The organism is Frigoribacterium sp. Leaf8 (assembly GCF_001421165.1).
Taxonomy (GTDB): Bacteria; Actinomycetota; Actinomycetes; order Actinomycetales; family Microbacteriaceae; genus Frigoribacterium.
Genome location: NZ_LMKB01000005.1, coordinates 341,165 through 366,266, shown reverse-complemented (window position 1 = coordinate 366,266; position 25,102 = coordinate 341,165). Strand labels below are relative to the sequence as shown.

Below are 25,102 nucleotides of genomic sequence, written 5' to 3'. Positions count from 1 at the left end.
GTTGCCCGGACCGGGACAGGCTCGGCACGCGCTGGGAACGTCCGGCCACGCCACCGTGTGGAAACCGACGAGTGAGGCGTAGGATCGGCGATCGTGTCAGTCGCCGACCGCCCGGGTCGACGCGAAAGGAACGCACCCATGGCTTTGGAGAACGCCATCCAGGCTCCCGACTTCGACCTGCCGAACCAGTTCGGCGAGCGAGTCCGGTTGAGCGACTTCCGGGGCGTCAAGCCCGTCGCGCTGGTGTTCTTCCCCCTGGCGTTCAGCAGCACCTGCACGAAAGAGCTCTGCACCCTCCGCGACAACCTCGCGATGTTCCAGGACCACCGCGTCGAGTTGCTCGTCGTCTCCGTCGACTCCAAGGCCACGCTGCGCGCCTTCGCCGAGGAGAAGGGCTACGACTTCACCCTGCTGGCGGACTTCTGGCCGCACGGCGAGGTCTCGAAGGAGTACGGCGTCTTCCTCGAGAACAAGGGTTTCGCGACCCGCACCACCTTCCTGATCGACGTCGACGGGGTGATCCGCGAACACTTCGGCACGGAGCCCGGCCAGGAGCGCTCGCTCGCCGACTATCGCGCCGCGCTCGACCTCCTCGTCCCCGTCTCGGCCTGACGACCGCGATCACGACCGCAGGAGGCGCGGGTCCGTTCATCCACCCGCTAACCTGTAGTCGCTCGCCCGGCTCGTCCCGGTGCGAGGGCCTTTAGCTCAGTTGGTAGAGCGCCACGTTTACACCGTGGATGTCATCGGTTCGAGCCCGGTAGGGCCCACCTCACGAACGGTGGTCAGACGACCGCGGTTCTCCTCGGTCGCACGGCCCGTCGGGGCACGGACGCCCTGTCGGGCCGCGCCTGCGGGCGTCGTCGTCGGCGCGTGGCTGGCGACGGTCCGACGGCAGCACCCGGAGGAGAAAGCAAGCCCCTTGTCGCCGCGAAGTCGGTGACGTAGGACTGCCTCGTGGCGATTCCCGTCGAGGAGGGTGACCAGGTGAGCGATCAGCAGGACGACGACGCCGGATCGACGCGGGGTATGCGCGCCGTCTTCTGGCTGTGGATGAGCGTGATCGTCGCAGGACTCGTCGTGATGATCGCCGTCCCGTTGACGGCTCGGTGACGAGGATGCGTCGAGCCATCCGAGACCAGGGGCTCAGCACGGCCTTCCTCGTGATCTTCGTCGCCGCCCTCGTGGGCCAGTCGTTCGCCGGCCTCGCCGCCACCAACGAGGAACTCGCGGTGCACGGTCTTCCGCCCCTCGCCTACTGGGACTTCGTGTCGTCGTCGAGTTTCCTGGTGGACGTGGCCGAGAACTGGCAGTCCGAGTTCTTGCAGTTCTTCCTGTTCATCGCCGCGACGATCTGGCTGGTGCAACGCGGGTCGCCCGAGTCGAAGCGACCGGGGGACGAGGGCGTCGGCAGCGACGAGGCACAATCGGTCGGAGACCACACGCGGCCGGGGTCGCCCGCGTGGGCGCGCCGGGGCGGATGGGCATCCTTCGTGTACTCGAACTCGCTCCTGTTGGTGATGGGCGCCCTCTTCGTGTCGTCCTGGCTCGCACAGTCCCTCGGCGGGACCGTGGTCGCGAACGAGGAGAACGCGGAACACGGCGCACCACCCGAGACCTGGCTCCAGTACGTCACGTCCCCGGATTTCTGGAACAGGACCCTGCAGAACTGGCAGTCGGAGTTCCTGGCGGTCGGAGCGATGATCGTGTTCTCGATCTTCCTCCGCCAGCGTGGCTCGAGTGAGTCCAAGCCCGTCGGGGCACCGCACACCACGAGCGCGGAGGAGTCCGCCTGAGCACGAGGTCGTCGTTCCGTCCTGCGGGCAGTGGTTGCCGCCGGCAGGACGATGCCCTCGGGGCGGCCGTCCGCGGCCGCCCCGACCGGGACCGGGGTCAGCGGCGAGCGGCGCCGCGGCGGCCCGAGACGGCGACCCAGACGACCAGGACGACGATCGCGCCGATGATCGAGCCGATGATGCCGGCGGGCTGGAAGAACCCGTCCGTGGGGTCGTGCTGGAACAGCAGGAAGCCTAGGAACCCTCCGACGAACGAACCGATGACGCCCAGCAGGATCGTCATGGCGATCGAGAGGCCCTGGCGACCCGGGACGACCGCGCGGGCGATGAACCCTGCGATGAGGCCGACGACGAGCAAGCTGATGATGAGACCGATCATGGTGTTCTCCTTCCGGGAGAGATGGGCGACCGGCACCGTCGGTGCCGTGGTGTCGCAGGACCCAGCAGACCACCCCTGGAGGTGTGGCGGCACACCCCTCGGGGTGGGATGGTGTCCTCATGCCCCTCGCTCCGACCCGGTCGATCACCGTCGCACTCGTCGACGACTACGACGTCGTGCTCGCCGGTCTCGCCCACATGTTCGACCGCTACCGCGACCGGGTCGTCGTCGCCGAGATCGACGCCACGACGTCCCTGTCCGACCGGGTCGACGTCGTTCTCTACGACTCGTTCGCCCAGCCGGAGTCCGACCATCACGAGCTCGCCGAGCTGGTCGCCAACCCGGCGGCCGGCAAGGTCGTCGTCTACACCTGGAACTTCCACCCCGAGCTCGTCGAGTCGGCTCTGGCGCAGGGCGTGCACGGGTACCTGTCGAAGACCCTCGGTGCCCGCGAGCTGGTCGAGGCGCTCGAGGCGGTCCACCGGGGCGAGCGGGTCGTCAGCGAGGTGCGGGGGCGAGCGCCGAGTGCACCGGGCCTCGACTGGCCCGGCCGCCGCGAGGGCATCACCGACCGCGAGTCCGAGATCCTGGCCCTCATCACCCAGGGGAAGAGCAACGCCGAGGTCGCGGCGCTCACCTACCTCAGCCCGAACACGGTCAAGTCCTACATCCGGTCGGTCTACCGACGCATCGGCGCGACGAGCCGGACGCAAGCCGTGCTGTGGGGCGTCCAGAACGGTTTCCGCCCGGACCACCACCGCATCGACCACTGGCTCGGCGGCCCGTAGGAGGCGCGCTGCGGTCTGGCCGTCGGACGCGCGGCTCAGTGCGCCAGGGGTTCGCCGTCCCACGAGAGGGCGACCCAGCCGGCCTCGGTCGAGCCCTCGAGGACGACCGACCCCGTGTTGCGGAGTCCGTGGGTGCGACTGAACGCGGCGTCGAGGTTGCGGGCGGTGTCGGCCGCCCAGACGCAGATGGCGGCTTCGTGCGAGACGAGCACCGCGGTCGAGTCGGCCGGTGTCGACGCCACGACCCGATCGACCGCTCCGCGGAACCGGGCCGTGAACTCGGTGCCGCTCTCGCCACCGGGGATGCGCGCCTCCGGGTCGGTCCACCACTGCTGCATGGTGCCGGCGTACCGGGGCAGGGCCTCGGCGTAGGGCAGACCCTCCAGGTCGCCGGCGTCGATCTCGTGGGCACCCTCGACCTCGTGGTGGGGGAGGCCGAGACCCTCGGCGACGATCGCGGCGGTCTCACCGGCCCGGCGCAGGCGCGAGGAGTGCACGGCGACGATCGCTTCGCCCGCCAGAGCCGTCCCGAGGTCGGCGGCCTGTTCGCGGCCGAGCGGGGACAGCGGCGGGCCTGGGGGGCGCGAGCCGATGGTGCGGGCGACGTTGTCGGAGGTCTCGCCGTGGCGGATCAGGAGGAGGCGCATCGTGGCTTTCGGTCGGGGCGGAGCGTCCATCGTGCCACGGCGCCCGCGGGCTCCTAGCGCGCGGTGCGATCCGCCAGCACGGCCCGGGCCGCCATCCCGATCACCGCGCTGTAGGTGGGGTAGGCGAAGCGCACCTCCGCCAGCGTGGCGACGTCGACGCCGCCGGCCATGGCGGTGGTGACCGCCTGGACCACCTCGACGGCGTTCTCACCGACGGCATGGGCACCGAGCACGAGCTCGCGACGGCGGTCGGCGATCAGCTTGAGGAACCCCGTCTCGCGGTCGTCGATCACGGCCCGGTCCACGGTCGAATACGGGATCGTGACGACCACGCACGACTCGTCCGCTTCGCGAGCCTCGTCCTCGGTGAGGCCGACGCCGGCGTAGTCCGGGTCGGTGAACCCACCGGCGGGCAGGAGGTGGTGCGGCGTGCGGCGGTTGGCGCCGAGGACGGCGTTCTCGGCGGCGGCCTCCCCCTCGAACTGGGCGGCCTGGACGAGCATGTCGCGGCCGTTGGCGTCGCCCACGGCGAAGACGTGCGGGACGACGGTCCGGAAGTACCGGTCGACGGGGACGGACGAGCGCTCCACCTCGATCCCGGCGTTCTCCAGGCCGAGGTCCTCGACGTCCGCCGGCCACCCCGTGGCCATGACGACCACGTCGAAGTCGGCCCGGGCGTGCGCGTCGTCCTGCCGCCAGGTCAGGGTGATCGAGCCGTCGTCGGCTCGGGCGAGGCTCTCGACGCCGTCGATCCCGGTGCGCACGTCGATGCCCTGCTCGGTGAACGCGACGGAGACCGCCTCCGAGATCGACGCGTCCGACGTCGTCAGCACCCGCGGGGCGACGTCGAGGAGCGTCACGTCGCTGCCGAACGCGTCGAACACCGTCACGAGTTGTGCGCCCGTGTTGCCCGCGCCGATCACGGCCACCCGGTGGGGGAGGGACGGCAGGTCGAGGACGTGCTCGGGGACCGTCGCCAACTCGTTGCCCGGGATCGGCAGTCGGCGCGAGTGACCGCCGACGCAGATCAGGATCGACGCCGCCGAGATCGTCCGCCCACTGTCGAGGACGAGGGTCGAGTCGTCGACGAACCGGGCCCTGCCCTCGTGGACCAGCTCGACGCCCGCGGCCTCGAACCGCTCGGCCTCCCGCTTGATCGACCGCACCGCGTCGACGCGCTCCCGGACGCGCGCGACGGTCGTCGCCCAGTCGATCGTCGGGGGAGCGACGCCGACGCCGTAGACGTCCGCGTGCCGGGTCTCGCGGATCAGCCGGGCCGTCTTCGCCAGCACCCTGGTGGGCACGCATCCGGTGTTCACGCAGGTGCCTCCCTCGCGCCCTGCCTCGAGGACGACGACGCGGGCCCCGAGTTCGGCTGCGCGCAGGGCCGCCGCGGTGCCCGCCGGACCGGCGCCGATGACGGCGACGTCGTAGTCCTTCTCCGAGATGCCCATGTGCTGCCTGCCCCTTCGTCGAGTCGGTCGTCAGGTCGAACTCAACCAGCTGCGGATGGGCGGACGCCCGTGCAGGCGAGTCGAGGCGGACGAGCAGACAGGTCCGTCCCGACTCGCTAGCATCACCACGTGACCATCGACCTGAAGACGACCCGGCCCGACGGCACGCCCCGCACGGTGCCGCTCACGGACGACGACATCGCTCGGGGTCGGGTGCTCGTCCGGTGGATGCGCGTGGCCCTCGTCGTCGGCATCGTCCTCTCGCTCGGCCTGGTCGTGTTCGTCTGGACCCAGGTCCCGGTGTGGACGACCACCCCGTACCGGCGACACGGCGTCGAACACTCCTTGCCGACCTTCGCGCTGTTGCTCTTCCCCGGCCTCGGGGTCGGGATGCTCGCGTCGACCCTGCGGAAGTCGAGTGCCTACGTCCCGCCCCGCGAGAGGACGTTCCTGCTGGTCGCGATGCCGATCTTCGTCGTCTTCATCGTGGGTGCGACGGCCTACCTCGCGTCCACGTACCTGGCAGCGGGGGCGTCGTCCTGATCGGTCGATCGATCGCTCACCGGCCCGCGACGATCTCGTCGGCGTTGTCGAGAATCCAGTCCATGAGCGGCACGAGGCGGGCGGCCAGGTCGGTGCCGCGCTCGGTCAGCGAGTAGTCGACCCGCGGCGGGATCGTCGGCTGGGCGGCGCGATGGACGATGCCGTCGGCCTCGAGGGTCTTCAGGGTCGAGGCGAGCATCTTCTCGCTGACGCCCTCGATCTCGCGTCGCAACTCGCCCCACCGCATCGGCCCGCGTTCGAGCGCCAGCAGGATCAGCACTCCCCACCGACTCGTCACGTGGGTCAGCACCACGCGGCTCGGGCACTCCGCCGGGAAACGACTCGAGGGTGCAGGGCGGGCAGGGTTCACGATTCCGACGTCCACGTCAGTAGCTTACGAAAAGGTGCGTACCTGCAGATGGGAAGTCCCGGTGGATCGTCGTCGTTGTCCCAGGCACGCAACCGAAAGGAACACCATGTCCACGATCGTCACCGCCGCCTCCGGTCAGCTCGGCCGCCTCGTCGTCGAGTCCCTCCTCGCCCGCGGCGCAGCCCCCGACAGTGTCATCGCCACGTCGCGCGACGTCTCGAAGCTGGCCGACCTCGCCGAGCGCGGCGTCCGCACCGCCGAGCTCGACTACACCCGACCCGACACGATCGCGGCCGTCATCGACGCAGGCGACGTCGTCGTCCTGATCTCGAGCGACGCCGTGGGCCAGCGCGTCCCGCAGCACGCCGCCGTGATCGACGCCGCGAAGGCCGCCGGTGCCGCCCGCATCGTCTACACGAGCGTCCTCGCGGCCTCGACCTCGCCCCTGATCCTCGCGCCCGAGCACAAGGCGACCGAGGAGCACCTCGCCGCCTCCGGCGTGCCCGTCACGCTGCTGCGGAACGGCTGGTACACCGAGAACTACGTCGGCGAGATCGCCACCGCCCGCGACTCCGGCGTGGTCGCCGCGAGCGTGGGGGCGGGCCGTCTCGCCAGCGCCAGCCGTCGGGACTACGCCGAGGCCGCCGCGGTCGCGGCCCTCGACGAGTCGACCGCCGGTCGCACCTTCGAGCTGTCCGGCGACCACGCCTGGGACTTCGACGAGTTCGCCGAGGCGCTCACGACCGTCACGGGCCGACCCGTCCGCTACGAGTCGCTCACGCCCGAGCAGCACGCCGAGCGCCTGCGCGGCTTCGGCCTGGACGAGGGCACGGTCGGCTTCGTCGTCGCGCTCGACGGGAACATCCGCGACGGGCTGCTCGCCGACACGAGCGGCGACCTCGCCCGCCTGATCGGCCGTCCGACGACCCCGCTCGTCGAGGCCCTCACCGCCGCCACCGCGTAGTCCCGCCGAGACGCCGGGGCGGCAGCCCGCAGGAGGCGCGGTTCCGGTCGTCCGGGCACCGCGCCTCCTCGTCGGCCCCTCCCCGGCGCCGAGCGGCCGGCGTCCGGCGTCGACGGCGGGTCCCGGTGTCTAGGCTCGACGCATGGCCACCCTCGTCCTCGTCCGACACGGACGCACCACCGCCAACGCGAGCGGCGTGCTCGCCGGACGGACGGCCGGCGTCCGGCTCGACGACGTCGGACGCGAGCAGGCGCGGCGGACCGCCGACCGGCTCGCCGTCGTGCCGCTCGTCGGCGTCGTGTCGAGTCCTCTCGAACGCTGCCGTCAGACGTCCCGGGCGATCCTCGACCGTCAGACCGGGACGCCGGCGACGCCCGTCGAGCGGGGCATCACGGAATGCGACTACGGCGACTGGCAGGGTCGGCCGCTCAAGGACCTGGCGGGCGAGGCCCTCTGGTCCGTCGTGCAGAACCAGCCGTCCGCCGCGGTCTTCCCGGGCGGCGAGTCGCTGCAGACCATGCAGTCCCGGGCGGTCGCCGCGGTCCGCCGGCACGACGCCGCGTTCGAGGCCGAACACGGTCCGGGCGCCGTGTGGGTCGCCGTCAGCCACGGTGACATCATCAAGTCCATCCTCGCCGACGCCTACGGCATGCACCTCGACCTGTTCCAGCGCATCACCGTGGGTCCGGCCTCGGTGTCGATCGTGCGCTACGGGCCGAACCGCCCCGACGTCGTCGCGACGAACACGGACTCGGGCGACCTCTCGTGGCTGCGGCAGGCGGCTCCCGCCGCCGACGCCGCCGTCGGGGGAGGCGCGGGTCCGGCCGGCGGCGACGCCGTCGGCGACGAGCCTCCCGCGACCTGAGCGTCGGCGGCGGGGCGCTCGTAGACTCGCGGCATGCCCTCCATCGTCCACACCTTCGACTGGCCGGATCGGGTCGTCGTCGGGACCATCGGCCGTCCCGGCTCCCGCGCGTTCTACCTCCAGGCCCGTGACGGGTCGCGGGTCACGAGCGTCGGCCTCGAGAAGATGCAGTCGGCCGCCCTCGCCGAGAAGATCGACGAGATCCTCGACCAGGTGATGGCCGCCGACGGCAACCCGGTCAGCGTGCCCACCGGCATCCCGGTCGAGCTCGTCGACAACGAGCCCCTCGACCAGCCCGTCGAGCCCGAGTTCCGGGCCGGGGCGCTCAGCCTCGGCTGGGACCCGTCCACCGCCCAGGTCGTCATCGAGGCGTTCCCGCTGGTCGAGGTGGCGGACGACGCCGACGTCGACGAGGCCGAGCTCGAGCCGGACGAGGTCCTGGTCGTCCGCATCCCCGTCGGCACGGCGAGGGCGTTCGCGGCTCGGACCCTCGAGATCGTCGGGGCCGGTCGACCGCTCTGCCCCTTCTGTGGGCAGCCGATCGACCCCGAGGGCCACGTCTGCGTCCTGTCCGGCGACCTCTGATGTCCTCGGCGTCGGCCGAGGACGCTCCCCCCGAGGCGTCCGCCACCGTTCCGCCGGACGACGTCGACCTCGAGCTCACCGGTCGCATCCGCACGGCGTCGAACGCGTCGTTCCTGGCCCGCCTCGGCGACGTGTCGGTCATCTACAAGCCCGTCGTCGGCGAACGGCCGCTCTGGGACTTTCCCGACGGTCGCCTCGCCGATCGTGAGGTCGCGGCCTACCTCGTCTCCGAGGCCCTGGGTTGGGACGTCGTCCCGCGCACCTGGCTGCGCGACGGCCCGCTCGGCGAGGGCATGGTCCAGCTCTGGCAGGACGTCGACCCGGAGCAGGACGCCGTCGACCTCGTCCCGGTCGACGACCTGCCCGACGACGGGTGGCGCCTCGTGCTGGAGGGCGAGGGCGACGACGGGCCGGTCGCCCTGATCCACGAGGACACCGATGCCCTCCGACGCATGGCCGTGTTCGACGTCGTGGTCAACAACGCCGACCGCAAGGGCGCCCACGTGCTCGCGCTGCCCGACGGTCGGCGGCACGGCGTCGACCACGGCCTCACGTTCCACGCCGAGCACAAGCTGCGCACGGTGCTCTGGGGCTGGATCGGCGATCCGCTCACCATCGACGAACTCGCCGGGGTCGAGCGCGTCCGGGCCGGTCTGTCCGGTGGCCTGGGGACGGCCCTCGCGCCGCTCGTGACGTCGGACGAACTCGAGGCGCTCGACGACCGCTGTGCGCGCCTCCTCGCGTCGCCCGTCTTCCCCGAGCCGCACGGTCCTATGCCGGCGGTTCCGTGGCCCGTGTTCTGACGTACGACCCGACGACGGCCGCCCCGAGGTCGTCCAGGTCGGGGGCGGTCACCGTGCCGTCGACCCGCCGCGCCATCCCGTCGACGAAGCGGGCGAGCCCCGGGTCGTCGCCGAGCCGGAAGAACGTCGTGTGCGCGCCGAGGCGGCGGGCCACGTCCAGTTGCTCCACGGCCCGCAGGATCGTCACGGGGTGCGGCGGGTAGTCGAAGAAGACCTCACCGCCAGGCTCGAGGTGGGAGGTCGGCTCGCCGTCGGTGACGATCAACAGGACGGGTTGCGCGGTCGGGTGCTTGCGGAAGTGCCGATTCGCCAGCAGAAGGGCGTGGTGGAGGTTCGTACCCTTGTCCCACTTCGCGTCGAGGGCGACGAGCTGCTCGATCGGCATGACCTCGGCGTGCCGGCCGAACCCGATGAGCTGCAGGTCGTCGCCGCGGAAGCGCGACGTGATCAGGGTGTGCAGGGCGAGGGCCGTGCGCTTCATCGGCACCCAGCGGTCCTCCATCGCCATCGAGAACGACGTGTCGACGAGCAGGGCGACGCAGGCCTGCGTCCGGGCGTCGGTCTCGTGCACCTCGACGTCGCCGATCTCGATCCGCACCCCGCCGCCGGTCCGGCCGCCCCCGGCGGCGGTCCGCGTGACCGCGTTCGTGATCGTCCGGGTGACGTCCCACGGCTCGGTGTCGCCGAAGGCCCATTCACGACTCGCGCCGGAGCGGTCGCCGAGGCCTCCCGCGGACCGCAACTCGCGCCTCCCCGCTCGTCCCGACATCTTCGCCGCGACGTCGCGCAGCAGGTCCTTGCCGAGCTGCCTCATGGCCCGGGGCGTCAGGGCCAGCGTGCCGTCGGCCCGGCGGCGGAGGGCACCCGAGTCGCGGAGGGCCTTCTCGAGCCGCCGCAGGGCCGCGGCGTCGACGGCGGCCTGCTCGCCCAGTTGGCGGCGCAGGGCGTCGAGGTCGACGTCGTCGAGCGACGAGCCGCTCGACTGCTGGGCCAGCTGCTCGGCGAGCGCGTCGAGGTCGGCGAGGTCCTGGAAGACCCCCGTGCCGTCGCCGAGCCCGAGGCCCTGTTCGCCGTCCATGCCCTCGGAGCCGCTCCAGTCCTGCCCTGGTCGGAGCGCACGCAGGGTGCCGTCGAGCCGTTCGAGGGACTGCATCAGGTCGGGGGAGCCGAAGGCCTGCTGGGCCAGGGCGTCCAGCTCGGCCCGTTGCTCGGCCGTCATCGAGTTGCGGAGGCGCTGGGCGGCGGCCGCACGAGCGGCCAGGGCGTCGATCAACGCGTCGACGTCGCCCGGCTGCTCGGGGAACGACGCCCCGTGCTTCGCCATGAAGTCGTCGAATTGCTCGGGAGTGTCGTCACCACGGGCGTGGGCGTCGAGCAGGTCGTCGAGGTCGCGCAGCATCTCGGCCACGCCCTCGCGGTCGGCGTCCGAGGCGTTCTCGAGGGCGGTCTTCATCCCCGCGAAGCGCTGGTCGAGCATCTCGCGACCGAGCAGGTCCTTGATCTCGTCGTAGGCGTCCCGGGCCTCCCGGCTCTGCCACCGGTACTCCGACAGCTCGGCGACGGCGCCGGCGGGGGACGGCGGAAGGCTGTCGAGCTGGAGCTCGGCGAGCGCGCGGTCGCCGTCGTCGAGGTCGACGTCCCGGGCGAGCTGGGCGCGCTCGGCCCGTAGGGCCCGGTCGAGGAGCTCACGGACCTCGTGGAGCGTGCCGTCGAGGTGGTGGTCGCGGGTCAGGGCCCGCCGACGTTCCGCGACCCGGCGGGCGAGGTCGTCGAGACCGGTCTGGTCGCGACCACCGCGCCGGAGGAACTCACGGAGCGCCGCCTCGGCGCTCGTGCCCGCCATGACGTCCCGTCCGACGGCGTCGAGTGCTTCGGAGAGATCGGCAGGAGGCGCGAGCGGGTCGGGCCCGTCGGCGTACCTCTGGTAGCGCGCGGCCCGGTGCAGGCGACGGTTCGCCCTAGCCACGTCGCACCTCAGAACCCGTAGGCCGCTTCACCGTCGCCGCTCTCCTTGCTCACGCGTCGGGCCAGGAAGAGGCCCTCGAGCGCCAACTCGACGGCGCCGGCCCGACCGCCGTCGGTCGTCGCGCCGAGCCGTTCGGCGACGCGGTCGTAGAGGTCGTCCTCGCCGAGCGAGGGCAGACCGGCCAGGAACTCCCGGGCGGTGACCTGCTCACCGGTGGTCACCATGACACCCGACTCGAGGGCGTCGACGAGCCCGTCGAAGTCGAGCCCGCGGAAGTGGGCACGGACGGTCTCGGCGGTGGACGTCCGCAGCAGGTGCTCGAGGACCTCCTCGGCACGGTCCTCTTCTCCGGACTCGAACTCGATCTTGCCGCCGAGCACGTCGACGGCCGTCTCGAGGTCGATCGGTCGTGCCACGGCCTCGTCCTCGCCCTGTCGGGTCGCGCGGTGCAGGGCGGCGGCCGCGATGGTCTCGGCTCCGGCGATCGCGAAGCGGGCGCTGACGCCGCTGCGCTGGTCCACCGAGGGGGACTCGCGGAGCGCGCGCGTGAAGCGCGCCAGGATCTCGACGAGGTGGTCCGGCACCTCGGCGACGAGGTCGGCCTCCTGACGGACGACCGCGACCTCGTCGGCGAGCTCGGCCGGGTAGTGCGTCCGGATCTCGGCACCGAAGCGGTCCTTGAGGGGCGTGATGATCCTCCCGCGGTTGGTGTAGTCCTCGGGGTTGGCGCTGGCCACGACGAGCACGTCGAGCGGGAGGCGGAGGACGTAACCGCGGATCTGGATGTCGCGCTCCTCCATCACGTTGAGCATCGCCACCTGGATGCGCTCGGCGAGGTCGGGCAACTCGTTGACCGCGACGATGCCGCGGTGGCCCCGGGGGATGAGCCCGAAGTGAATCGTCTCGGGATCGCCGAGGCTGCGTCCCTCGGCCACCCGCATCGGATCGACGTCGCCGATCAGGTCGGCGACGCTCGTGTCGGGCGTCGCCAGCTTCTCGACGTAGCGCTCGTCGCGTCCCCGCCAGGCGACGGGCAGGTCGTCGCCGAGCTCGGCGGCGCGACGGCGGCTCTCGCTCGTGATCGGCTCGAACGGGTGCTCGCCCAGCTCGGACCCCTCGATCACGGGGGACCACTCGTCGAGCAGACCGGCGAGCGTCCTGAGCAGGCGGGTCTTGCCCTGACCGCGCTCTCCCAGCAGGACGATGTCGTGGCCCGCGATCAAGGCCCGTTCCAGCTGCGGGATGACCGTGGACCGGAAGCCGTGGAGTCCTGGCCAGGGATCACGTCCCTCGCGCAGGGCGTCGAGCAGGTTGTCTCGGATCTCGGTGCGGAGGGGCTTGGGGACGTGCCCCGAGCGCCTGAGTTCGCCGACGGTTCTCGCGGAGGGAGGCATCACCCCGGTGACGCTACGCTCCCGACCCGGACCTGGCGAGGGGCGCCTCCTGCGAGCTTGCCGAGACGTCACGATTCGACGACATCCGTCGCGCGTCGGTGGTCGCCTCTCGTCGGAGCCGGTTGACTGGCCGACATGGCTGCCGACGACGACGCCCTCCGGACACCCGACCTCACGACCCCCGTCTCGACGAAGAGATGGCGCGTCATCGGCCCCGGGCTGGTGGTCGCGGCCACCGGCATCGGGGCGGGAGACCTCGTCGCCACCCTCGTCGCGGGCTCCCGCTTCGGCTACGCCCTCGCCTGGACCGTGGTCGTGGGCGTCGTCGTCAAGATCGCCCTCGTCGAGGGCGCCGGGCGATGGTCGCTGGCCACGGGGCGGTCGATCTTCGAGGGGTGGCGATCGCTCGGGCGCTGGACGAGCGTGTACTTCGGCGTCTACGTCGTCGTCTGGGGCTTCGTCTACGGGGCCGCCGCGATGAGCTCGACCGCGCTGCCGTTGCAGGCGCTCTTCCCGGGGGTCGACCTCAAGGTGTTCGCGATCGGCGCCGGCGTGCTCGGCGGCGTCATGGTGTGGTTCGGCAAGTACTCGTTCTTCGAGAAGGTCATCGCCTTCTTCGTCGGCCTCATGTTCGTCACGGTGGTCGGCTCGGCGATCGTCACCTTGCCGAACCTCGGCGAACTCGCGGCCGGTCTCGTGCCGACCATCCCCGAGAACGGGCTGGTCGTCGCGCTCAGCGTCACCGGCGGGGTCGGCGGCACCATCACGCTCGCCGCCTACGGCTACTGGTTGCGCGAGAAGGGCTGGCACAGTCCGGGCTGGATGAAGGTCATGCGACTCGACAACGGCGTCGCCTACGTCGTGAGCGGCGTCTTCGTCCTCGCGATGCTCGTGGTCGGGGCCGAGCTCCTGTACTCCGGCGGCATCGCGTTGGCCGACGGAGAAGGGGGGCTGGTCCAGCTCGCGGCCGTCCTCGGCGAGCGCTACGGCACCTTCATGACCTGGTTCTTCCTGATCGGGTTCTTCGCGACCTCGTTCTCGTCGATCCTCGGCGTGTGGAACGGCGTGTCGCTCATGTTCGCCGACTTCGTGGGGACCCTTCGCGGTCTCGACGCGGACGACCCCCGACGCCGCATCGGCGGCCTCTACTACCGGGTCTTCGTCGTCTGGCTCACGGTTCCTCCGATGGCGATCCTCTTCCTGGACCGGCCGATCGGCTTGATCGTGCTCTACGGCGTGCTCGGGGCGCTCTTCATGCCGTTCCTGGCGATCACCCTGCTCTGGCTGCTGAACTCGTCACGCACGCCGGCCGAGTGGCGCAGCCGGTGGGTGAGCAACTCGCTCATGGGGATCTGCGCCGTGCTCTTCGTCGTGCTGGGTGCGCAGCAGCTCGTGACCGAGGTCGGCAAGCTGTTCGCCTGACCCGCGCGTCGGCAACTCCTGGTCCCTGCGGCGGTACGGGCCGCCCGCGGGGCGGTCAGGCCGGTCTCGCGCCGGGAGGCAGGAATTGCCGACGTCACGGGTCAGGCGCACGCGGGCCCGTGGCGGACGGTGGCGCGGGGCGCTCAGTGACCTGCGGCGCGGGCGGCGGCCTCGACGCGGTCGTGGTGTCGTCGCCATCCGTCGGCATCGCGGTCCGGCACGTTCGGGTCGGCGGGGCCGTTGCCGAGGCCGCCGTCGATCAACTCGCGGACGACGTCGGCGTGGCCGGCGTGCCGGGCGGTCTCGACGGTCAGGTGCACGAGGATCTGGTGCAGCGTGACGGCACGGCGGTCGGGTCCCCACCAAGAGACGTCACCGGGCGCGTCGAGCAGCAACGCCCGGACGGTCTCGTCGGCGTGGGCGTTCGACCGCTGCAGGAGGTCGACGACGAAGCCGCGGCTCTCGTCCGGTGTCGCCCACAGGTCGGCCTCGGGTTCGCTCTCGTCGGTCAACCACGGCGTCTCGATGCCGCTCGGTCGCCCGAAGACGTCGCCGAGGTAGCCGAGCTGCACGGTGGCGACGTGCTTGACCAGCCCGAGCAGGTTGGTGCCGCTCGGCACCAGCGGGCGACGGACGTCGTACTCCGACAGTCCGTCGAGCTTGCGCACCAGGTCGTCGCGCGAACGGGTCAGGTACCGGCTGAGGTGTTCCTTCTGGTCCATGCCGACACTCTGCCCCTCAGGGCGTCGACCGTCCACCGGCCGACCACCCCTGGCCGGGCCGCCCGGAGACGGCGGACCTACTGCACCGCCGCCGTGAGGCGCGCGACGTTGTCGAGCACCTGCAGGGGAGCGGGCCTCGTCAGCCAGCTCGCCAGGGTGATCTCGTGCGACTTCGCGCGGTAGTCCGCCTCGACCTCGCGGACCTGGTCGACGAAGCCCGCTCCGCGCACCATGAGCGACACCTCGAAGTTGAGGCTGAACGACCGCATGTCCATGTTGCTCGAGCCGATCACCGCCACGTCGTCGTCCACCGTGAAGTGCTTCGAGTGCAGGACGATCGGCTTCTCGTAGAGGAAGATCCGCACCCCCGCCCGCAGCAGCGTCTCGTAGTACGAGCGTTGCGCGTGGTAGACGAGGAACTGGTCGGCGACCTCGCAGGCGAAGAGTTGCACGTCCACCCCGCGCTCCGCCGCGGTGGTGATGGCGTAGAGCATCGACTCGTCGGGCACGAAGTAGGGGCTCGCGATGATGAGGCGTTCCTGCGCGCCGTAGACCAGGGCGTTGAACAACCGGAGGTTGTTCTCCCCGTCGAACCCGGGTCCGCTCGGCACGACCTGGCACTCGTAGGCGTCGTCGCCCCCGCGTCGTTCGACGGGCGGCTCGGCCCCGGCGTCCGTCGGCAACTCGTCCGTCTCGCTGTACCAGTCGGTGATGAAGAGTGCGTTGAGGCCGATGGCGGCGGGACCGTCGAGCCGCACCATGAGGTCCTTCCACTGCAGGCCGCGTCGGATGTTGCCGCGCTTGTTGTAGCTGGGGTCGGTCATGTTCTGCGAGCCGGTGAACGCCACGTCGCCGTCGACGACGACGATCTTGCGGTGGTTGCGCAGGTCGGGTCGGCGCCACATGCCCTTCGTGGGGTGGAACGGCAGCATCTCTTCGAAACGGATGCCGGAATCGCGGAGCCAGGTGCGCGTCACCCGGCCCTGGGGGTTGCGGATCGTGGCCCAGTGGTCGTAGAGCACCCGCACCTTGACGCCACGGTCGTGGGCACGCTTCAGCGCGTCGAAGAAGAGGAAGGTCGACTCGTCGCGCGTGAAGATGTAGAACTCGACGTGCACGTATCGTTCGGCCGCGTCGACGGCCTCGGTCATGGCCGCGATCGATCCGGCGTAGTCCGGCAGCAGCCGCGTCGTGTTGCCCGGGATGAGGGGCATGGCACCGAGCGTGCGGTTCAGCTGGACCACCGTCCCGAACCACGGCGGCTGGGTGTCGGTCGGCACGCGGTTGTCGAGACCCTGCGTGTTCTCGAGGATGAGCGAGTTGATCTCGCGCTGTTTGTCCCGCCGGTCCTTCGGCAGCTTGGTGCTGCCCAGGAGACCGTAGAGGACGCTGCCCGGGATGGGGGCGACGAAGATCGCCAGCAGCCACGCCATGGCCGAACTCGGTCGCCGGTTGCGCGGCACGACCGCCACCGACACGATCCTGATGAGGATGTCGACCACCAGGATCACGGTGGGGAACGCCTTGAGGAGCTTGCGCCAGGTCATCCGCCGATCATCGCAGGTCGACGGGGGACGGGGCCGCCCCGTTCGTTTCGCCGGTTCGACCCCGCCCCGCAGGTCAGCGCCCGCTGCCCGCCCCGCAGGTCAGCGCCCGCTGCCCGCCAGGCTGGCCGACTCGCCCTCGGGTGCGGTCGCGAGGTAGCAGGTGACCTCGCGGTCGCCGGTGGCCCAGGTGTCCTCGGTCGGCGTGAACCAGCCGTAGTCGAGGGCCGAGTCCTCCCAGGCGGACCCGACGTAGTCGTCGAAGACCTCGAAGCACGCGTCGTCGCCGAGCTGCCCGACCTCGTCGTCGCCGGGGAACGCCTCGTCGTCCAGGACCGGTTCGGCGAACACCTCGAAGTGGTGCACCTCGCCGCAGGCGGTCACGTCGACGAACGTCTGGTACTCGTCGTCGATCCCCTCCGTCATGTCGAAGCAGTCCCCGGTGGTGAGCTCGCTCACGAGCTCGGAACCGGTCTCGATCACGCCTCCCTCGCCCCCGTTCGCCTGGTAGAGGGCGAAGCAGATCCCGCCGAAGGCGAGGACGCCCACCGCACCCAGCACGCCGAGGAGCACGCCCCGCCGTCGCCTCGGTGCCGGGGCACCCGCGACGGCACCGGACGCGAACGCCTGCGGTGTGGGCCAGGCCGTGCCCAGACGGGACGCGGGCGGGACCAGGGCGGCCCACCGTCGCACCATGGCCGAGGCCGCGTCGAGCACCACGGACGTCTCCTCGCCCACCCCGACGCCGAGGGGGTCCCGGCGCCGCTGCTCGAGGGGCGTGGGCCCCGAGGCGTCGATGCGCAGGGGCACCGCGAACCAGTGCGATCCGTCGTGCCCCAGGTCGACGAACTCGGTGGCGCCGAGCCGGACGCGCAGCATCTCGGGGTGGCCGGCTCCCGGGACCCCGACGGCGCCGGCGGGGTAGTCGCTCGGCAGGACGCGCATCTCGAGCGGACCGAACCGCTGCACGAGTCCTTCGGCCACGACGGACACGGGGGTCGCGTCCGAGGCCCCCTCGGTCGTCGTCCGGTCGTCTGGTCGGTCCACGAGTTCCCCCTGCTGCTGCGCGAGCCGCGTCCCGTGGCGGCCGTCGAGGGATGTTACCGGCACGCGGCCCGGCCACAGCAGCCCCCGTCGGCGGGCCAGGGGACGGGCGTGCCACGGGGCGTGAGCCGGGGGCGCCGCCGCACCGCGCCTCCTATGCTCGGGGGATGTCGTCCGGTCAGCCGAGTCCGTCCCGCGTCGACGTCGACCTGGTCGTGGTCGGCGGCGGCGCCATGGGCCTCGCGACGGCCTGGCAGGCCGCGTCGCGCGGACACGAGGTCGTGCTCGTCGAGCGCTTCGAACAGGGGCACCACCGGGGTGCCTCGCACGGCGCGACCCGGAACCTCAACGTCGCCTACGACGACGCCGACTACGTCGCCCTCGTGCAGGAGGCGCGGCGGCGGTGGGACGCGCTGGCCGACGAGACCGGCACCCCGCTGCTCGACCTCGTCGGGGTGGTCAACCACGGTCGCCCGGCGATGCTCCGTCGGATGCGGGCCCTGCACGTCGACGCGGGCGTCCCCAGCGAACTGGTCGACGCCGCCGAGGCGGGGGAGCGGTGGCGGGGCATCCGCTTCGAGACCGAGGTGCTGCACGTGCCGGGCAGCGGACGCATCCGGGCCGCCGAGGCACTGACGGTCCTCGCCCGGGCGGCCGAGGCCCACGGGGCGCGACTGCGCTGGTCGACGCCGGTCACGGGCCTGCACGTCGAGGGGCCGGAGCGCGTCCGGGTCGTCACGGCGGACGACGAGATCGTCGCCCGGCGGGTCGTGGTGACGGCGGGCGCCTGGACCGAGGACGTCGTCGGGGGCCTCGTCCGCCTCCCCCGCCTCACCGTGACCCAGGAGCAACCGGCGCACTTCACCGTGACCGACGCCGAGGCCGTGTGGCCGAGCGTCAACCACCGTCCCGACCCCGACCGACCCGGCGAGTCGTGGTGGCCGGGCGTCGTCTACGGCATGCTCACGCCGGGCGAGGGCGTCAAGGCGGGCTGGCACGGAGCCGGACCCGTCGTGCACCCCGACCGCCGGTCGTTCGAACCCGACCCCGGGCAGCTCGAGCAGCTGCGGCGGTACGCCCGCGAGTGGTTGCCCGGCGTCGACGCCGAGACCGCCGACCCGATCAGCTGCACGTACACGACCACCGACGACGAGGACTTCGTGCTCGACCGGGTCGGCCCCGTCGTGGTGGGGGCGGGGTTCTCCGGGCACGGCTTCAAGTTCACGCCTCTCGTGGGGTCGATCCTCGTCGACCTCGTCGAGGGCGGCGACGCCCCCGCGCGGTTCCGGCGGCTGGGCCGGCCGTGAGCCCCCGGAGCGCGACGACCAGGGGCACCGTGGCGGGCCTGCCCTTCGTGCGCCGGGGGAGCGGCGTCCCGACGATCCTGCTGCCCGGGGTCGGCCCCGGTCGCCACCACCCCTCGACCTGGGACCGGACCCTGCTGCGGCTCGAGACGGCGCCGCTCGTCCGGCGGCTCGACCTGTGGACGCTCGGTCGTCGCCGCGGGTTGCCCGAGGGCACGACGATGGAGGACCTCGCCGACGACGTGGCCCGGGCCGCGGCCGAGATCGCGGACGGCCCGATCGACGTGGTCGGCACCTCGACGGGCGGCAGCATCGCGCTCCGACTGGCCGTCGACCACCCCGAGCTCGTCCGTCGACTGGTCCTCGTGTCCTCCGCCCACCGGCTGGGCGAGGCCGGGCGCGAGGCCCAGCAGCGCACGGCCGAGCGCCTCCGGGCCGGTGACGCGAGAGGTGCCTCGGCCGCGATGCTCGGTCAGACGACCACCGGCGTCCCGTCCTCGAACGCCCTGCGGCGCCTCGGACGGGTGGCACACCACTTCGTCGTCGGCGACCGACACGACGACCTGGTCGTGACGCTGGACGCCGAGGACTCGTTCGACGTGGGCGACCGCCTGGGCGAGGTCACGGCCCCGACGCTCGTCGTGGCCGGTGGCGCCGACGGTTTCTACCCCCTCGACCTGGTGGCGCGGACCGTCGCCGGCCTGCCGGACGCGACGCTCGCCGTGCACCCCCGGTCGGGCCACCTCGGCCTGGGCTCGCGAGGAGTGTCCCGCGAGGTGCTCGCCCACCTGACCCGCGCCTCCTGACGCTCGGGGCCTCGAGGACGCCCGGGGGTCGGCCGGGGGTCGGCCGGGGCACCCCGGACGACGAATGTGCCGGTCGGACCGGCGAGTCCGCCCGTCGCGGGGCCGTTCGTCACCTACCATCCGAGCATGGCCGACAACGTGCAGACCGCGAGCGTCGGGGGCATCGCACCCCTCGACGACGACGTCACGTTCCACCGGCGCCGTGTGACGTTCGTCGCACCCCTCGACGACACCGTCCCCGAGCCCTCCGCTCGCCCGGACCAGCAGGAGCACCACCCCGTGAACCAGACCCTCGCCCCCGAGACCTCCGAGACCTCCGAGACCTCCGAGGCCGTCCAGGCCCCCGTCGATCGGCTCGACGACACGACCGAGGACCGTCAGGCCGAGACGCGTCAGGCCGAGACGCGCCACACCGAGGCCCGCCCCGTCGACTCCGCCACTCCAGTGGTGCCCCGTCCCGTCTCGATCCCCTCGCACCGCGCCGACGTCGTCCTCGACGACGTCGTGCCCACGGACGCCTTCGAGGCCCGCCCGGCGAGCGTGGCCCGCCACTCGGTCGACACCTCGGCGATCACCCTGCCGGTGCTCGCCGTGTCGGTGCCCGACGATCTGCCCCAGCCACCGGAGCGCATGACGCTCGACGACGAGGTGCTCGCCCGCCTGGTCGAGAAGCGCCTCGAGGACACCGCGACCATCGACCTGATGGCCGTCGTCCAGGCCCAGCTGGCCCTGCGCGAGGTCGAGGCCGCGCGCTTCGCCTCCTGGGAGGACGAGATCACCCGCGTCGGCACGGACGAGGCGGCGCGCGCCCTCGAGGCCACGCGCCTCCGGTTCACCGGGGTCCTGCCCGTCGTGACGCCCGGGGCGATCCGTCAGGCCAGGCCCGTCGTCGAGGCGGGCCACGCGCCGGACGCCGACCGTGACGCGCAGCTGGCGGACGCCACGCTGACCTCTGCTCCCGTCGTCGTCCCGTCGACCGGCCCCCGTCCCGTCGGGCTCGACGCCGGCAACTCCGCCGACTCCGCCGACGCCCCGGACCCCCGGGCGGCAGCCGACCAGGAGGCGCTGGTCGCGCCGACCCGGTCGGCCTCCGACATGCAGACGGTCGTCTCCGCCCCCGTCCCGCCCCTGCTGCGTCGTCCCCTCGCGCTCGTGGTCGCCGCCACGGCCGCGCTGATCGTCGTCGCGGCCGTCGTGCTGGCCTTCGTCCCCGCCCTCGCCGTGGCCTCGGCCGTCCTCGCCACCGTCGCCGTCCCCGTCGCGACCGGCCTCGTCGGCCTGACCGCGCTCGCCTCGGTCTCGACCCGCCCCGACGACGCCACCCGCGTCGCCCGCCGCGGTCCGGTGGGCGTCGTCGCCGGCGTCGTGGTCGGCACCGTCGTCGGCTTCGGTCTGCTCCTGAGCGACCTCGGTTCGTTCGCCTGGCAGGGTTTCGTCGTCCGGGCCGTGGGCCTCACCGGCCTGTCGACGTCCGTCTCGGTGGTCGTCGCCCTGCTCGGCGCCTCGGTCGTCGCGTTCATCGTCGCGGTCATGATCACGGGGTTCCGCTCGACGGCTCGCGACTAGGCTGTCGAGGTGTCCACCCTCGCCTCGGTCAACTCCGTCATCGAACGTCTCTGGCCTCTCGCGGGCGCGTCGTCGTGGGATTCTCCCGGTCTCGTCGTCGGTGACCCCGACCGGCCCGTGACCCACGTGCACCTGGCCGTCGACGCCGTGCTCGACACCGTCGACGAGGCCGTCGGCATGGGGGCCGACCTGTTGCTGGTCCACCATCCGCTGCTGTTCCACGGCGTCTCGACGGTGTCGGAGGACACCACCAAGGGTGCCGTCGTCGCGCGTCTCGTCCGTGCCGGGTGCGGCCTCGTCGCCGCCCACACCAACGCCGACGTCGTCGAGACCGGCACGTCCCGCGTGCTCGCGCACCAGCTCGGCCTCGTCGACCAGCGCCCGATCACCCCGGGCGCCACCGACGACACGGGACTCGGCATCGTCGGGCGCCTGCCGCACGCCATGACGCTCGTGGCCCTCGCCCGCCAGCTCGGCGACGTGCTGCCCCCGACCGCGTCCGGCATCCGTGTGGCAGGTGACGCCGACCGCGTCGTCGAGACCGTCGCCCTCTGCGCCGGTGCCGGCGACTCGCTGCTGGCCGACCCGGCGGTGCTCGCCGCCGACGTGTACGTCACCAGCGACCTGCGCCACCACCCCGCCTCCGACGCGCGCGAACTCATGAGGCTCGGCCGCGGCCCCGCCCTGGTCGACGTGTCGCACTGGGCGGCCGAGTGGCTCTGGCTCGACACGGCGGCCGCGCAGCTCCGCCGCGAGCTGCACGACGTCGAGGTCACCCTCAGCGACCTGCGCACCGACCCGTGGGACTTCGCCGTCGTGCAGTGAGCACGCCGAGCCGCCCGTCGCGACGTCGCCGGGTCGCGACCCGCAAGACCTCGCGGCACGCGCCTCCTCGTCGCCCCGTCCCTGCCTCCCCCCGACCCCGAGAAGAGTCCCCATGCCCCTGATGAAAGCCAGCTACGAGCACCAGGCCCTGCTGCTCGACCTGCAGCAACTCGACACCGCACTCCGCCAGATCGCGCACAAGGGGGCGAACCTCCCCGAGATCGCCGTCCTCGCGTCGCTCGAGGGCGACGGCTCTCGCCTCCGCAGCCGCCTCGCGACCGAGCAGGGCGCCTGGGAGGACGCGCAGAGCGAGCTCAAGCGCATCGAGTCCGACGTCGCCGTCGTCGAGGCGCGCGTCGTCCGTGACGAACAGCGCATCGCGTCGTCGTCGTCCTCGAAGGACGTGGCCGCGCTCGAGGGCGAGCTCGCCGCCCTCGCCAAGCGTCGCTCCGACCTGGAGGACCTCCAGCTCGAGGTGATGGAACGCGTCGAGAGCCTGGGTGCCGTCGCGGCGGTGACGCGGGGCGAGCTCGACCAGCTCGACACCCGCCGCGTCGACGCCGAGACCGGGCGCGACGCGAAGCTCGCCGAGCTCGAGGCCGACCGGGCCGAGGTCGTCGCCAACCGCGAGACCATCGCCGCCACGGTGCCCGCCGATCTGCTGGCCCTCTACGAGCGTCAGCGGGACCGCTACGGCGTGGGTGCCTCGTTGTTGCGTGGTGGCGTGTCGAGCGCGAGTGGCGTGGCCCTGACGGGCAGCGACCTCGCGGCCGTGCGTGCCGCCGCCGAGGACGACGTCGTGCTCTGCCCCGACAGCAACGCGGTCCTCGTCCGCACCTACGAATCAGGCCTCTGACCAGGGGCGGGGCCCCCGCACGAGCCGTGGCACACGGAGGGGCGTCGCACCGCTAGGCTCGGGGTCGCGAATGGGTCGACAAGACGGTCGCGTCGGCGGGCGAGAGCCCGTCGCCGAGGAACGTCCGGGCTCCACAGAGCAGGGCGGTGGGTAACACCCACCCGGGGCAACCCGCGAGAAAGTGCAACAGAGAGCAGACCGCCACGCGTCGCACCTCCGGGTGCGACACGGGGTAAGGGTGAAACGGCGGTGTAAGAGACCACCAGCGGCTCGGGTGACCGGCCGGCTATGTAAACCTCGCCCGGAGCAAGGTCAAAGAGGGGACGACGAGGCTGCTCGCCGAGTCCCCGGGTAGACCGCTAGAGAGCTGCGGCAACGTAGTTCCGAGAGAGATGGCCGTCCATGGTGCCTCGGCACCGGGACAGAACCCGGCGTAGCAGTCGGCCCATTCGCCTCACGCGAGACGACCCCGGCCCAGGAGGCGCGCCTCCTCGGCCGGGGTCGTCTCGCGTCGGTCGCGTCTCGCCTCAGAACGCCGGGTTCGAGTCGGCGGCCAGGGCGGCGGCACCCATGATGCCGGCGTTGTTGCGGAGTTTCGCCGGGACGATCTCGGCCCGCAGGTCGAGCAGCGGCAAGAACTCGTCGTGGTGCTTCGAGACGCCGCCGCCGACGATGATCAGGCGCGGGTAGAGCAGGGCCTCGAGGTGCGAGTAGTACTTCTGCAGGCGCTTCGCCCAGTGCTTCCAGCTGAGGTCGTCGCGCTCCTTCGCCGCGAACGAGGCCTTGGTCTCGTAGTCCTTGCCACCGATCTCGAGGTGCCCGAGCTCGGCGTTGACGATGAGCACGCCGTCGTTGATCAGGGCGGTGCCGATGCCCGTGCCGAGCGTCGTCATGACGACGAGGCCCTTCACGTCCTTCGCGGCCCCGAAACGGGTCTCGGCGTAGCCCGCGGCGTCGGCGTCGTTGACGAAGTGGATGTCGCGGCCGAGCGTGGTCTCGAAGAGCTTCTCGGCCTCGAAGCCGATCCACTTCTTCGACACGTTGGCGGCCGAGAGGGTCTTGCCGTCCATGATGGCGGCCGGGAAACAGACGCCGACCGGCACCGAGGCGTCGTCGAGGCCGAGTTCGTCGACGATCTGCCGGACGACCGCGACGATGGCGTCGGGTTCACCGCCCTCGGGAGTGCTCTTCTTGATGCGGTCCGAGAGGAGCTCGCCGCTGTCGAGGTCGACGATCGCCCCCTTGATGCCTGTGCCGCCGATGTCGATTCCCACTGCGGTGCGTGCCATGGGTGGTCCTTTCTCAGGAGAGCGTGAGGATGTCGGCACCGCGTTCGGTGACGACCAGGGTGTGCTCGAACTGGGCCGTGAGGCTCTTGTCGCGGGTGGTGACGGTCCAGTCGTCGTCCCAGACGTCGGCCTCGATGCCACCGAGGGTCAACATGGGCTCGATGGTGAACACCATCCCGACCTCGATGACGTCGTCGTACTGCGGCGCGTCGTAGTGGGGGATGATCAGGCCGGAGTGGAAGGCGCGTCCGACGCCGTGGCCGGTGTAGTCGCGCACGACGCCCAGGCCGAAGCGCTTGGCGTACGACTCGATCGCCCGACCGATCACGTTCACCTGACGCCCCGGAGCGACGGCCTTGATGCCGCGCCTCAGCGCCTCACGGGTGCGGTCGACCAGGTCGACGGTCTCGGGGGCGGCCTCGCCGACGACGAAGGTGCGGTTCAGGTCGCCGTGGACGCCGTTCTTGAACGCCGTGATGTCGACGTTGATCAGGTCGCCGTCGACCAGGACGGTGTCGTCGGGGATGCCGTGGCAGATGACCTCGTTCACCGAGGTGCAGACCGACTTGGGGTACCCGCGGTACCCCAGGGTCGACGGGTAGGCGTCGTGGGCGACGACGAACTCGTGGGCGATGCGGTCGAGTTCTTCGGTCGTCACGCCGGGGCGGAGGGCGGCCTCGACGGCGTCGATGGCCTGCGAGGCGATGCGGCCGCTCTCGCGGATCAGCTCGACGGTCTCGGCGTCGTAGACGTCGCCGTCGGTGTACTCGGCCGGAGCGGCCTTGCCGACGTACTCGGGTCGGGCGATCGACGGGGGGACCGGACGCTGCGCTGAGATCCGGCCCGGGGTCAAGAATCCGTGGGAGTCCCGGGGCATACGATCAAGCTTAGGGGGAGCGCGACGGGCTCGCGTTCTCGACAGCCGCACCGAGAGGACGACACCATGGCCGAGTTCTGGTTCAACACGAAGACGCACGAGGTCGAGGAGGGCAAGGTCTCTCCGGCCGTCGACCGCGCCGGGCCCTACGCCACCCGCGACGAGGCGGCCCGGGCGATCGAGACGATCAAGGCCCGCAACGCCGCCCTCGACGCCGAAGAGGCCGCGAACGACTGACCGGTCCGGTCGTCCGGTCGGCGCGTCGCCGTCGGGACGACCGGTCGCCGACGGGC

27 protein-coding genes, 1 tRNA gene and 1 other RNA gene are annotated in these 25,102 nt (G+C 72.0%); 18 read left to right on the top strand and 11 right to left on the bottom strand.

Annotated features, from left to right (window positions below; genetic code table 11):
- Positions 1-138: 138 nt before the first annotated feature.
- From ASL10_RS06465 to ASL10_RS06455, 4 genes are all read left to right on the top strand, one after another.
- Positions 139-612, top strand: coding sequence for a peroxiredoxin (locus ASL10_RS06465; RefSeq protein ID WP_056045573.1), 474 nt, complete (start codon positions 139-141; stop codon positions 610-612).
- 85 nt (positions 613-697) lie between these two features.
- Positions 698-770: transfer RNA gene (locus ASL10_RS06460), tRNA-Val, on the top strand.
- A 217-nt stretch (positions 771-987) separates the two neighbouring features.
- Positions 988-1,113, top strand: coding sequence for a hypothetical protein (locus tag ASL10_RS16650; protein WP_255350786.1), 126 nt, complete (start codon positions 988-990; stop codon positions 1,111-1,113).
- Between the two features lie 5 nt (positions 1,114-1,118).
- Positions 1,119-1,796, top strand: a complete 678-nt coding sequence (locus tag ASL10_RS06455; RefSeq protein ID WP_082460239.1) for a DUF6766 family protein — start codon at positions 1,119-1,121, stop codon at positions 1,794-1,796.
- Between the two features lie 97 nt (positions 1,797-1,893).
- Here ASL10_RS06455 and ASL10_RS06450 read toward each other — a convergent pair whose 3' ends face one another.
- Complete coding sequence (locus ASL10_RS06450) at positions 1,894-2,175, bottom strand: GlsB/YeaQ/YmgE family stress response membrane protein (RefSeq protein ID WP_056047508.1); 282 nt, start codon at positions 2,173-2,175, stop codon at positions 1,894-1,896.
- Between the two features lie 119 nt (positions 2,176-2,294).
- On the opposite strand from ASL10_RS06450, the gene ASL10_RS06445 reads away from it, so the two are divergent.
- On the top strand, positions 2,295-2,963 hold the full coding sequence (locus ASL10_RS06445; RefSeq protein ID WP_043592622.1) for a DNA-binding response regulator: 669 nt from the start codon (positions 2,295-2,297) through the stop codon (positions 2,961-2,963).
- Between the two features lie 35 nt (positions 2,964-2,998).
- Here ASL10_RS06445 and ASL10_RS06440 read toward each other — a convergent pair whose 3' ends face one another.
- Both ASL10_RS06440 and ASL10_RS06435 read right to left on the bottom strand, forming a co-directional pair.
- Positions 2,999-3,610, bottom strand: coding sequence for a histidine phosphatase family protein (locus ASL10_RS06440; protein WP_056045566.1), 612 nt, complete (start codon positions 3,608-3,610; stop codon positions 2,999-3,001).
- A gap of 53 nt (positions 3,611-3,663) precedes the next feature.
- Complete coding sequence (locus ASL10_RS06435) at positions 3,664-5,064, bottom strand: NAD(P)/FAD-dependent oxidoreductase (protein ID WP_056045563.1); 1,401 nt, start codon at positions 5,062-5,064, stop codon at positions 3,664-3,666.
- A gap of 129 nt (positions 5,065-5,193) precedes the next feature.
- Here ASL10_RS06435 and ASL10_RS06430 point away from each other — a divergent pair, with 129 nt between their 5' ends.
- Positions 5,194-5,607: a hypothetical protein gene (locus ASL10_RS06430; RefSeq protein WP_056045559.1), complete on the top strand. Its 414-nt coding sequence runs from the start codon at positions 5,194-5,196 to the stop codon at positions 5,605-5,607.
- 16 nt (positions 5,608-5,623) lie between these two features.
- On the opposite strand, the gene ASL10_RS06425 is transcribed toward ASL10_RS06430, so the two are convergent.
- Positions 5,624-5,992, bottom strand: a complete 369-nt coding sequence (locus ASL10_RS06425; protein WP_082460238.1) for a helix-turn-helix domain-containing protein — start codon at positions 5,990-5,992, stop codon at positions 5,624-5,626.
- Positions 5,993-6,083: 91 nt separating this feature from the next.
- Between ASL10_RS06425 and ASL10_RS06420 the strand changes: the two genes are divergently transcribed.
- The 4 genes from ASL10_RS06420 (at position 6,084) to ASL10_RS06405 (ending at position 9,194) form a co-directional block, all read left to right on the top strand.
- Positions 6,084-6,941 carry an NAD(P)H-binding protein gene (locus ASL10_RS06420; RefSeq protein ID WP_056045556.1) on the top strand — a complete coding sequence of 286 codons (858 nt, stop codon included), beginning with the start codon at positions 6,084-6,086 and terminating at the stop codon, positions 6,939-6,941.
- A 142-nt stretch (positions 6,942-7,083) separates the two neighbouring features.
- Complete coding sequence (locus ASL10_RS06415) at positions 7,084-7,806, top strand: histidine phosphatase family protein (protein WP_056045553.1); 723 nt, start codon at positions 7,084-7,086, stop codon at positions 7,804-7,806.
- Between the two features lie 33 nt (positions 7,807-7,839).
- Positions 7,840-8,391, top strand: a complete 552-nt coding sequence (locus ASL10_RS06410) for a DUF3090 domain-containing protein (protein ID WP_056045550.1) — start codon at positions 7,840-7,842, stop codon at positions 8,389-8,391.
- Positions 8,391-9,194, top strand: a complete 804-nt coding sequence (locus ASL10_RS06405) for an SCO1664 family protein (protein WP_056045547.1) — start codon at positions 8,391-8,393, stop codon at positions 9,192-9,194. The genes ASL10_RS06410 and ASL10_RS06405 overlap by 1 nt, the downstream gene beginning before the upstream one ends.
- On the opposite strand, the gene ASL10_RS06400 is transcribed toward ASL10_RS06405, so the two are convergent.
- Together ASL10_RS06400 and ASL10_RS06395 are read right to left on the bottom strand one after the other, a co-directional pair.
- Positions 9,163-11,160, bottom strand: coding sequence for a VWA domain-containing protein (locus ASL10_RS06400; protein WP_056045544.1), 1,998 nt, complete (start codon positions 11,158-11,160; stop codon positions 9,163-9,165). The two genes, ASL10_RS06405 and ASL10_RS06400, sit on opposite strands and share 32 nt — an antisense overlap.
- An 8-nt stretch (positions 11,161-11,168) precedes the next feature.
- Positions 11,169-12,554 (bottom strand): hypothetical protein, encoded by a 1,386-nt coding sequence (locus tag ASL10_RS06395; RefSeq protein WP_056045542.1) that lies wholly within the window; start codon positions 12,552-12,554, stop codon positions 11,169-11,171.
- A gap of 135 nt (positions 12,555-12,689) precedes the next feature.
- Here ASL10_RS06395 and ASL10_RS06390 point away from each other — a divergent pair, with 135 nt between their 5' ends.
- Positions 12,690-13,976: an Nramp family divalent metal transporter gene (locus ASL10_RS06390; protein WP_056045539.1), complete on the top strand. Its 1,287-nt coding sequence runs from the start codon at positions 12,690-12,692 to the stop codon at positions 13,974-13,976.
- A gap of 143 nt (positions 13,977-14,119) precedes the next feature.
- Here ASL10_RS06390 and ASL10_RS06385 read toward each other — a convergent pair whose 3' ends face one another.
- The 3 genes from ASL10_RS06385 to ASL10_RS06375 all read right to left on the bottom strand — a co-directional run bounded on the left by ASL10_RS06385 (position 14,120) and on the right by ASL10_RS06375 (position 17,289).
- The gene (locus tag ASL10_RS06385) at positions 14,120-14,698 is read right to left on the bottom strand and encodes a DinB family protein (protein ID WP_056045536.1); all 579 of its coding nucleotides are present in this window, start codon (positions 14,696-14,698) and stop codon (positions 14,120-14,122) included.
- A gap of 77 nt (positions 14,699-14,775) precedes the next feature.
- On the bottom strand, positions 14,776-16,245 hold the full coding sequence (gene cls, locus ASL10_RS06380) for a cardiolipin synthase (protein WP_056045533.1): 1,470 nt from the start codon (positions 16,243-16,245) through the stop codon (positions 14,776-14,778).
- Between the two features lie 99 nt (positions 16,246-16,344).
- Complete coding sequence (locus ASL10_RS06375) at positions 16,345-17,289, bottom strand: septum formation family protein (protein ID WP_056045528.1); 945 nt, start codon at positions 17,287-17,289, stop codon at positions 16,345-16,347.
- A gap of 164 nt (positions 17,290-17,453) precedes the next feature.
- Here ASL10_RS06375 and ASL10_RS06370 point away from each other — a divergent pair, with 164 nt between their 5' ends.
- From ASL10_RS06370 to rnpB, 6 genes are all read left to right on the top strand, one after another.
- Complete coding sequence (locus tag ASL10_RS06370) at positions 17,454-18,593, top strand: FAD-dependent oxidoreductase (RefSeq protein ID WP_056045525.1); 1,140 nt, start codon at positions 17,454-17,456, stop codon at positions 18,591-18,593.
- Positions 18,594-18,622: 29 nt separating this feature from the next.
- Positions 18,623-19,396 carry an alpha/beta fold hydrolase gene (locus ASL10_RS06365; RefSeq protein WP_056045523.1) on the top strand — a complete coding sequence of 258 codons (774 nt, stop codon included), beginning with the start codon at positions 18,623-18,625 and terminating at the stop codon, positions 19,394-19,396.
- A gap of 126 nt (positions 19,397-19,522) precedes the next feature.
- Complete coding sequence (locus ASL10_RS06360) at positions 19,523-20,962, top strand: hypothetical protein (protein WP_157485306.1); 1,440 nt, start codon at positions 19,523-19,525, stop codon at positions 20,960-20,962.
- A 9-nt stretch (positions 20,963-20,971) separates the two neighbouring features.
- Entirely contained in the window at positions 20,972-21,787 is an 816-nt protein-coding gene (locus tag ASL10_RS06355; RefSeq protein ID WP_056045517.1) for a Nif3-like dinuclear metal center hexameric protein, read from the top strand.
- A 112-nt stretch (positions 21,788-21,899) separates the two neighbouring features.
- Positions 21,900-22,643, top strand: a complete 744-nt coding sequence (locus ASL10_RS06350) for a zinc ribbon domain-containing protein (protein ID WP_233568328.1) — start codon at positions 21,900-21,902, stop codon at positions 22,641-22,643.
- Between the two features lie 71 nt (positions 22,644-22,714).
- Positions 22,715-23,095, top strand: an RNA gene (rnpB, locus tag ASL10_RS11545) — RNase P RNA component class A.
- 75 nt (positions 23,096-23,170) lie between these two features.
- Here the strand turns inward: rnpB and ppgK are convergent.
- Together ppgK and map are read right to left on the bottom strand one after the other, a co-directional pair.
- A complete protein-coding gene (gene ppgK / locus ASL10_RS06345; RefSeq protein WP_056045514.1) occupies positions 23,171-23,932 on the bottom strand; it encodes a polyphosphate--glucose phosphotransferase in 762 nt (253 codons plus the stop codon).
- Between the two features lie 13 nt (positions 23,933-23,945).
- Positions 23,946-24,809: a type I methionyl aminopeptidase gene (gene map / locus ASL10_RS06340; protein WP_056045510.1), complete on the bottom strand. Its 864-nt coding sequence runs from the start codon at positions 24,807-24,809 to the stop codon at positions 23,946-23,948.
- Between the two features lie 66 nt (positions 24,810-24,875).
- Between map and ASL10_RS15965 the strand changes: the two genes are divergently transcribed.
- Complete coding sequence (locus tag ASL10_RS15965; RefSeq protein WP_123570143.1) at positions 24,876-25,046, top strand: SPOR domain-containing protein; 171 nt, start codon at positions 24,876-24,878, stop codon at positions 25,044-25,046.
- Positions 25,047-25,102: the final 56 nt, after the last annotated feature.

Excerpts from the sequence above, each read along its gene's own strand:
- cls (WP_056045533.1), bottom strand. The coding sequence starts at position 16,245 with ATGACCTGGCGCAAGCTCCTCAAGGCGTTCCCCACCGTGATCCTGGTG.
- ASL10_RS06390 (WP_056045539.1), top strand. The coding sequence starts at position 12,690 with ATGGCTGCCGACGACGACGCCCTCCGGACACCCGACCTCACGACCCCC.
- ASL10_RS06410 (WP_056045550.1), top strand. The coding sequence starts at position 7,840 with ATGCCCTCCATCGTCCACACCTTCGACTGGCCGGATCGGGTCGTCGTC.
- ASL10_RS06405 (WP_056045547.1), top strand. The coding sequence starts at position 8,391 with ATGTCCTCGGCGTCGGCCGAGGACGCTCCCCCCGAGGCGTCCGCCACC.
- ASL10_RS06360 (WP_157485306.1), top strand. The coding sequence starts at position 19,523 with ATGGCCGACAACGTGCAGACCGCGAGCGTCGGGGGCATCGCACCCCTC.
- ASL10_RS06440 (WP_056045566.1), bottom strand. The coding sequence starts at position 3,610 with ATGCGCCTCCTCCTGATCCGCCACGGCGAGACCTCCGACAACGTCGCC.
- ASL10_RS06465 (WP_056045573.1), top strand. The coding sequence starts at position 139 with ATGGCTTTGGAGAACGCCATCCAGGCTCCCGACTTCGACCTGCCGAAC.
- ASL10_RS15965 (WP_123570143.1), top strand. The coding sequence starts at position 24,876 with ATGGCCGAGTTCTGGTTCAACACGAAGACGCACGAGGTCGAGGAGGGC.
- ASL10_RS06420 (WP_056045556.1), top strand. The coding sequence starts at position 6,084 with ATGTCCACGATCGTCACCGCCGCCTCCGGTCAGCTCGGCCGCCTCGTC.
- ASL10_RS06370 (WP_056045525.1), top strand. The coding sequence starts at position 17,454 with ATGTCGTCCGGTCAGCCGAGTCCGTCCCGCGTCGACGTCGACCTGGTC.
- ASL10_RS06445 (WP_043592622.1), top strand. The coding sequence starts at position 2,295 with ATGCCCCTCGCTCCGACCCGGTCGATCACCGTCGCACTCGTCGACGAC.
- ASL10_RS06435 (WP_056045563.1), bottom strand. The coding sequence starts at position 5,064 with ATGGGCATCTCGGAGAAGGACTACGACGTCGCCGTCATCGGCGCCGGT.
- ASL10_RS06455 (WP_082460239.1), top strand. The coding sequence starts at position 1,119 with ATGCGTCGAGCCATCCGAGACCAGGGGCTCAGCACGGCCTTCCTCGTG.
- map (WP_056045510.1), bottom strand. The coding sequence starts at position 24,809 with ATGCCCCGGGACTCCCACGGATTCTTGACCCCGGGCCGGATCTCAGCG.
- ppgK (WP_056045514.1), bottom strand. The coding sequence starts at position 23,932 with ATGGCACGCACCGCAGTGGGAATCGACATCGGCGGCACAGGCATCAAG.
- ASL10_RS06350 (WP_233568328.1), top strand. The coding sequence starts at position 21,900 with ATGCCCCTGATGAAAGCCAGCTACGAGCACCAGGCCCTGCTGCTCGAC.
- ASL10_RS06415 (WP_056045553.1), top strand. The coding sequence starts at position 7,084 with ATGGCCACCCTCGTCCTCGTCCGACACGGACGCACCACCGCCAACGCG.
- ASL10_RS06385 (WP_056045536.1), bottom strand. The coding sequence starts at position 14,698 with ATGGACCAGAAGGAACACCTCAGCCGGTACCTGACCCGTTCGCGCGAC.
- ASL10_RS06395 (WP_056045542.1), bottom strand. The coding sequence starts at position 12,554 with ATGCCTCCCTCCGCGAGAACCGTCGGCGAACTCAGGCGCTCGGGGCAC.
- ASL10_RS06450 (WP_056047508.1), bottom strand. The coding sequence starts at position 2,175 with ATGATCGGTCTCATCATCAGCTTGCTCGTCGTCGGCCTCATCGCAGGG.